Raw genomic sequence first — 7,292 nt, forward strand, 5'->3', positions numbered from 1 at the left:
TGGTGCGCGGGCTGTGGGTGCGGCCGCCGGTCAGCGCGCCCGCCAGCAGGTCGCAGATCACGGCGAGACCGCCGCCCTTGTGCAATCCGAACGGCAGAATGGCGCCGAACGGCGGATTGTACATCACGCCCGGATCGGTGCTGGGGTTGCCCTCGGCATCGATCAGCAGGCCCGCGTCCATCTGCACTTTCTTGTTGTTGGCCACCCGCACCTTGCCCATCGCCACCTGGCTGGTGGCGAAGTCGAGCACGATCGGCTCGCAGCCCTTGCGCGGCACGGCGGTGCAGTAGGGATTGGTGGTGAAGCGCGGCTCGGCGCCGCCAAACGGCGCCACCAGCGACTTGTGGCCGTGCACGTTCACCCAATGGGTGCTGACGAGGCCCGCCCGCGCGCATTGTTCCGCCCAATGGCCGATGCGTCCGATATGGTGGGAATTGGTAAGACCGACGACACAGACCCCGTGCTTCTTCGCCCGCTCGATGCCGATATCCATCGCCTCCTTGGCGATGACCTGGCCATAGCCTGCACCGCCATCGATCACGACGACCGCGCCATTGTCGCGGACGATCTTTGCATGATGGTTGCGGACGCAGCGCCCGGTGGTGGTGTTCTGGATATAGGCCGGCATCATGCCGACGCCGTGGCTGTCGTGCCCGAACAGGTTGGCGAGCACCAGATGGTCGGCGACCAGTTTCGCCTCCTCGGCCGAACTGCCATCCGCCCGACAGATCGCCATCGTGAAGGCATGCAGCAGGTCGGGTTTGATGCGCACTTCGCCCACGCCACGCTGCTCGCCCATTGCCTTATTTCCTTCCCGAGATCGGCTTTTTCGGCGCGCAAGGTTCCGCGTCGTGCCCGCACTGTCAACGTTCGTCCCCAAATCCCCTCGTCCGCCGGGGACACCTTCCGCGAAACGCCTCATTGCGGGGACTTCCCTCAGATACCCGTGCTAGGGAAATGGTCATGCGGGGTGCCTTTCGCCTGGCCTGCTTCATGCTGCTGCTGTGCATCGGCGCGGACGCGCTCGGCCAGGCGGGAACGCCGCCGCAGCGGCCCTTCTCGCAGCTCGTCGGCCTGTGGACCCGCCAGCTCGACCGGATCGGTTATCGCGCCGACCAGGCCGACATCCAGGCGGCGGAGATCGACGCGCTGCGCGAGCAGACGACCGATGTTCGCGCCGCGGCGGCCGCAGCGGCGGCACTGGCGCGCAACGACCTTGCCGATACCAAGAAGCTTCTGGCGCCGCTCGAGCCGCAGGCCGGCACGGACCAGCCGCCCGACACCGATGCAGTGAAGGCCGAACGCGACCGGCTGACCGAGCAGGCCGCCATCAGTGAAAGCCGGGTCAAGCAGTGCGAGGTGATCATCGCCCGCGCCGACCAACTCCTCGACCGCATGACCAAGCTGCGCGGCCAGGTCGTGCTGCAAACGCTGCTGCATCGCGATCTGTCGCCGCTCTCGCCCAACGCCTGGCAGCGCATCGGGCCGGAATTCGTCGCCGCCGTCCAAACCCTCTCCAAGGCAATGGCGACCTGGGGTCGCGAAGGCTTGTCGTCGTTGCAGTCGGGCGAAGAGGACCTCTCGCCTCTCGCCTTCTGGGCCCTCGCCACCATCGTCCTGTGGTGGTTTGGACGGCTGCTGCGCCGCCGCTTCGGCCGAGGCGAGGAGGTCGAGCCGGGCCAGCGCGATCGCACCATCGCCGCCGCCATCGACGGCGTCGGCCTCGTGCTGGTGCCGATCCTGGCGGTGTGGCTGATCGGCAAGCTGCTGGCCGCCAGCCACCCGCCGACGCCGATCGACGCGCTGTTGCCCGAGCTCATCAACCGCGTGATCTCGCTCCTGCTGGTCGTCGGCCTCACCGCGACGGCTCTCGCGCCGCATCGCGCGCCCTGGCGCGTGCTGCCTTTCACCGATGCGAGCGCGCAGCATCTGTCGACGGCGCTGCGGCGGCTGATGGCGGCCGGGCTCGCCGTCGACTTCGTCTTCGTGGCGCTGACGCAAGGCGGCGACCGTGAAGCGCTGCGTGCCGTGGGAGCGCTGATCCTCGCCACGACCGTTGCCCTCCTGACCCTGCCGGCCATGGCCGACCGCGCCTGGCAGGCCGGCCGCCCCGAAGGATCGGAGCTGCCGCCGATGGTCGGCGGCACCTGGTGGTCGGTGGCGCGGCTTGCGCTGTCGCTGGCCGTGCTGTCGTCGATCGTCTTCGCCCTGCTCGGTTACGCGACGCTCGCCTCGCACATCCATTCGGCGCTGGCCTCGACCTGCCTGCTGCTCGCCCTGGCGCTGCTGGCGCATCGGCTGAGCGGCGACCTGCTCGACGCCGCGGCGGCGCCCGAGACGGCCACTGGACGCTGGGTGCGGCGCCGCTTCGGGCTGCCCGCCGATGCGACGCTGCGCGGCCAGAATATCGTGCTGCTGCTGATCGACGTCGTGCTGGTGGCGTTGCTCGGCATTGGCATCCCCGCCGCCTGGAACGTCGACATCGACGCCATCCTGAACGGCTTCGGCCAGCTCCTGCATGGGGTGCGGATCGGCAGCGTACACATCTCGCTCGAGAATATCGGCATGGCGATCCTGGCCTTCGGGCTCGCCATGCTGCTGGCGAGGCTGGTGCGCAGCATCGTGCGCGACCGCGTGATGCCGACCGTCGATGCGCCCCTGCCGTTGCGCCAGACCATCGATGCCGGCCTGAACTATGCCGGCGTCATCATCGCCATCCTGATCGGCATCACCGCGCTCGGCATCGACTTCACCAACCTCGCGATCGTGCTGGGCGCGCTCTCGGTCGGCATCGGGCTTGGCCTGCAGAACATCGCCAACAACGTGATCTCCGGCGTGATCCTGCTGATGGAGCGGCCGGTGAAGGCGGGCGACTGGGTGTCGGTGAACGGCCACGAAGGCTTCGTGCGCCGCATCAACATCCGCGCCACCGAGATCGAGACCTTCCAGCGCACGCATGTCATCGTGCCCAACAGCCTGTTCCTGCAGAACCCGGTGATCAACCGCACCTACGCCGACACGTCGAGCCGCATCGAGATCCCGCTGACCGTCGGGCTCGCCACCGACGTGGCCAGGATGGAGACGATCCTGCGCGAGACGGCGCTCGCCCATCCGCGCGTGCTGCGCGTGCCCGCGCCGATCGTGCGTTTCGTGCGCGTGACCACGACCGGCCTCGACTTCGAGCTGTTCGTGTTCGTGTCGCAACTCGCCGACCGCGTGGTCGTCACCAACGATCTCAACCGCGACCTGCTGGCCCGCATGATCGAGGAGAAGATCGTCGACCCCAAGCCCGTGCCCGAGCTCAGGGTGCGCGACCTCGACAAGCTCGCCGGCCGGCTCGGCGGCCACGAGCCCGCACCGGGCGCCGACCATGCCGTCCCGTCGCCGCCGCTCTGACGCGCCGCCGCGGCCGTGGGCGCTCTGGCTCCTGTTCGCGCTGGGCGCACTTGCGGGGGTGGTCTTGTGGGCCTGGCAGCCCGATCTGCCCAAGGACCTCCTGGTCCAGCGCTACGCCAACGCCCACTCGCAGTTCGTCGATGTCGGCGGCGTGCGCGCCCATGTGCGCGACGAGGGCCGGCCGGACGGCATGCCGCTGCTGATGATCCACGGCTCGCTGGGCTCGCTGCAGGTATGGGAGGGCTGGGTGCGCGAGCTCGGGGACAAGCTGCGGCTCGTCTCGGTCGACCTGCCCGGTCACGGGCTGACCGGTCCGTGGCCGCGCGGCGAGTACACGATCGAGGCCTACACCGACTTCATCGAGGTGTTGGCCGACGCCCTGCATCTCGACCGCTTCGCCATCGCCGGCCAGTCGATGGGCGGGGCCGTCGCCTGGAGCTTCGCGGCGACCCGGCCCGAGCGGGTGACCCATCTGATCCTGGTCGACCCCTCGGGCTTTTCCGGCGGCGGTACGGCGCTTTCTACCCAGTTCGCCCATCTCGGCTGGCTGAGCGACATCGGCATCTACCTGAAGCCCCGGTCGATGATGCGGCGCGCGTTGCTCGAAACCTATGCCGACCCGGCGATGGTGACGCCCGAGCGTTTGCAGCGCTACAGCGACCTGCAGCGCTTTCCCGGCAACCGGGCCGCGACGCTGCAGCGTCTGCGCACGCAGGAGCCGCTCGATCCGACGACGCTGCGCCATCTCGACGTGCCGACACTCATCATCTGGGGCGCCAGGGACCGGCAGCTCCCGGTGAACCAGGCCTACCGCTTCCAGGGCGACATCAAGGGCGCGAAGCTCGCGATCTTCTCCCGGCTCGGCCATGCGCCGATGGAGGAGGACCCCAAGGCGACCGCCGCCGCCGTCGCGTCGTTCCTGCCCAGGGACCCGCCGCCACCCCCTCCGGCGCCACCGGCGGAACCGGCTCCGCCCAGCGCCGACCAACCGGTGGCGCCGTCGATCGTGCCCGAGAAGGATTGAGCCGGCAGCTTGACTCATTCCTCCCCAGCAAAGCTGGGGAGGTGGCCCAAAGGGCCGGAGGGGTTGTAAGCGACAGCCTTCCCTCGCGATTCATGACCCCTCCGTCGGCGTAGGACGCCGACACCTCCCCTTCGCTTTGCGAAGAGGAGGAAGACTAAGCCTCGAGCAGCGCGGCGACCTGGCGGTCGATGAAGGCGGCGTCCTCGGGATTGTCGCGCGGGTTGCCGGCGCGGTGGCCCCAGATCGAGGGGATCTCGACCAGCGTCGCGTTCTTGAGATGCGGCAGCTCGGCGCGGTTGTCGTCGGTCTGGAAATAGAGGTCGGTCGCCGACGGCATCAGCAGCACCCTGGCCTTGATGCTCGCGAGCGCCATCGCGAGGTCGCCGCGAAAAAGATCGTTGGCCGAGATGTCGGAATGCTGCCACGTCCAGAGCTGGGCCAGCAGGTCGTGCATGTTCCGGCGCAGGAAGCCCGCCTCCCACGAGCGCACCAGGAAGTCCTCGAGGTCCTTGAAGCCGAGCCCGCGCCACAGCTCGCGGCGATAGAAGGTCTGGCTCAGCGCCCAGCCGGCATAGATGCGGCCCATCGCGCGCAGCCCCTGCTCGGGGCTCGCCGCCGCCTGCAGCGTGGTGCGGATGCCTTCGAGGAAGACGAAGTTGTGCGGCGCGGTCCGGGCCGAGCCGCAATTGACGACGATGCGCTCCACCGCCTCGCCGAACAGCGCCGCCCAGTGATAGGCCTGCTGCGCGCCCATCGACCAGCCATAGACCAGCTTCACGCGCTCGACGCCGAACAGCTCGTTCAGGAGACGGCGTTGCTGCATGACATTGTCGCAGGTCGTGACCTCGGGGAAATCGCCCGGGGATCCTGGCGTGTTCGACGGCGAGGAGGAGAGGCCGTTGGTGAACATGTCGGGGATGACGATGAAGTAGCGGCCGGGATCGAGCGCGTGCTCGGGCCTCACCAGCCATTCGATGTCGGTGTGATGGGCGCTGTAGCTGGTCGGATAGACGATGACGTTGTCGCGCTTCGCGGAGAGCGTGCCGAAGGTCTTGTAGACGATGCGCGCGGCCCGGAGCGTGCCGCCGCGCTGCAGGGCGACGTCGCCGCATTCGAAGACGCCTTCGCCGGTGTTCATCTTCGCGTTCCTCTTCTGGACCGCGAGCATCTCGCTCGCTCATGAGCCCGAGCGAGCGGGACGCTCGCGGTCCAAAAGAGCATGAGCTACTTCATCGGCTCCCAGAGCGACTCGCGGTAGGCGCGTTCGACGCGGGCCTCGCCGGCGGCCTTGTCGGCTTCGCTGAGGCCCAGCTGATCGCCGATGATGCGGGCGATCGAGGGGAAGGTGCCCCTGGGCTGGGCGTACTCGCCGGTCCACAGCTTCGAGCGCAGCAGCGCCTTGGCGCAGTGCAGATAGGCCTGGCGCACCGAGACCACGATGGCGCACTTCGGTGCCTTGCCCTGCACTGCCATCGAAGCCAGCAGCTCTGGATCGGTCGAGAGCCGGGCGGTGCCGGCGAGCCGCACCGTCTCGTTCATGCCCGGCAGCAGGAAGATCAGCGCGATCTCCGGGTTCGCCAGCAGGTTTTTGAGCGTGTCGAGCCGGTTGTTGCCCGGCCGGTCGGGAATGGCGACGGTCCACTCATCGAGCACCTTGAACGAGCCCGGCGGGTCGCCGCGCGGCGTCACGTCCTCGCGCCCCCCGGCGTCCGCGGTGCCGACGAAGCAGATCGGCGACAATTCGATGTAGCGGCGGATGTGGGGATCGATGCGGCCGATATCCTTCTTTTCGGCCAACCCGCTCACCGGCGGATAGGAGGCGACCAGGGCCCGGGCCTCCTCGGGGCCGAGCAGCGCGGGCGAACGGGACGTAAGGGCGTCGGGCATGAAAGGTTCCCTCCAGCTATGACCAAAACCGTACCATGACCTGCGGCAAAACGGGCAACTCCTCATAAAGAGAGGCGTTGGGACAGGGAGATGCCCAACGAGGAGAACCCCATGTCCGACTACAATAACAACCGCGACCCCTTCAACCCAGTCCCCCCTGGCGGATCCTACGATCCCTACGGCAATTCGCGCTTCGAGCCGGCCGACAGCGGCCGCGGGCCCTATATCCTGCTCGCCATCCTGGTGGCGATCGGCGTGATCGGCGGCCTGCTGTACTTCAACCACAGCCCGGCCAACGATCAGCAGGCGCAGGCGCCCGCCGCCACGCATTCCACGACCACGCCCGGCCCGACGCCGCTGAACGGTCCGACCGCCAATCCCACCAAGCCAGGCGCCACGACCGCTCCGGGCGCCACGACTCCGACGCCGACACCCTCGCCGTCCGGCAACCGGCAATAGGCTCGCCGATTTCCCGGGTCCGCACGAAGACTCGATCCGCACAAAAAAAAGCCCGGCCGCGGGGTAAGGCGCGGTCGGGCCAAGAGGCCTTTGTACTGTACGGAGGCATCCCTAGCACGGCCCGTTGTGAGCAGACCCCCGGGGCGCTGCAAGGCAGGGATGCAATCGAACCGTCATCCGGACCGCCGATGGTCCCGTAGTCCCGGAGACACGCGCGTTCCACCCGCACCCGGGCGGCGCGATTGAATACCCCAAACGCACCGCACGGGGTGGAACGGCCCCGATGCCGGAAGGCATCGGGGCTTTTCGCTGCCCCGCGCGGCGTGCCCTACGCCGCCGGCATCCTGTCGATGAAGCCCACGATCGAGGCGAGCTTGCCCTCGGGCGTGAGCGTGCCGAAATCCACGCCTTCCACGACCGCCGGCCCCGAGGCCGGCCCGAGCGCCCACGCAAAGCGCAGCGCATCGTTGTGGCAGTCGACCTTCGACGTGCGCCTGAGCACGAAGCCCGGGAAGCGCGCCTGGAC

General features: G+C 68.6%; 6 protein-coding genes and 1 pseudogene. 3 read left to right on the forward strand and 4 right to left on the reverse strand.

Annotated features, from left to right (window positions below; translation table 11 throughout):
- The coding region (locus VH499_RS24985) for a malate/lactate/ureidoglycolate dehydrogenase (RefSeq protein WP_332055489.1) at positions 1–799 on the reverse strand (799 nt) is incomplete at its 3' end.
- Positions 800–963: 164 nt separating this feature from the next.
- Here VH499_RS24985 and VH499_RS24990 point away from each other — a divergent pair.
- Positions 964–3,396 carry a DUF3772 domain-containing protein gene (locus VH499_RS24990; RefSeq protein ID WP_332055490.1) on the forward strand — a complete coding sequence of 811 codons (2,433 nt, stop codon included), beginning with the start codon at positions 964–966 and terminating at the stop codon, positions 3,394–3,396.
- On the forward strand, positions 3,371–4,420 hold the full coding sequence (locus VH499_RS24995) for an alpha/beta hydrolase (protein ID WP_332055491.1): 1,050 nt from the start codon (positions 3,371–3,373) through the stop codon (positions 4,418–4,420). Before VH499_RS24990 ends, VH499_RS24995 begins: the two co-directional genes overlap by 26 nt.
- Positions 4,421–4,574: 154 nt before the next feature.
- Here VH499_RS24995 and VH499_RS25000 read toward each other — a convergent pair whose 3' ends face one another.
- Complete coding sequence (locus VH499_RS25000) at positions 4,575–5,558, reverse strand: alpha/beta fold hydrolase (protein WP_332055492.1); 984 nt, start codon at positions 5,556–5,558, stop codon at positions 4,575–4,577.
- A gap of 86 nt (positions 5,559–5,644) precedes the next feature.
- A complete protein-coding gene (locus VH499_RS25005; protein WP_332055493.1) occupies positions 5,645–6,307 on the reverse strand; it encodes an MSMEG_1061 family FMN-dependent PPOX-type flavoprotein in 663 nt (220 codons plus the stop codon).
- Between the two features lie 111 nt (positions 6,308–6,418).
- Here VH499_RS25005 and VH499_RS25010 point away from each other — a divergent pair, with 111 nt between their 5' ends.
- Positions 6,419–6,766: a hypothetical protein gene (locus VH499_RS25010; RefSeq protein WP_332055494.1), complete on the forward strand. Its 348-nt coding sequence runs from the start codon at positions 6,419–6,421 to the stop codon at positions 6,764–6,766.
- Positions 6,767–7,094: 328 nt separating this feature from the next.
- Here the strand turns inward: VH499_RS25010 and VH499_RS25015 are convergent.
- Positions 7,095–7,292 (reverse strand): annotated as a pseudogene (locus tag VH499_RS25015) (nuclear transport factor 2 family protein); the annotation flags it as partial.

It is taken from the genome of Reyranella sp., from assembly GCF_036558665.1.
Classification (GTDB): Bacteria; Pseudomonadota; Alphaproteobacteria; order Reyranellales; family Reyranellaceae; genus Reyranella.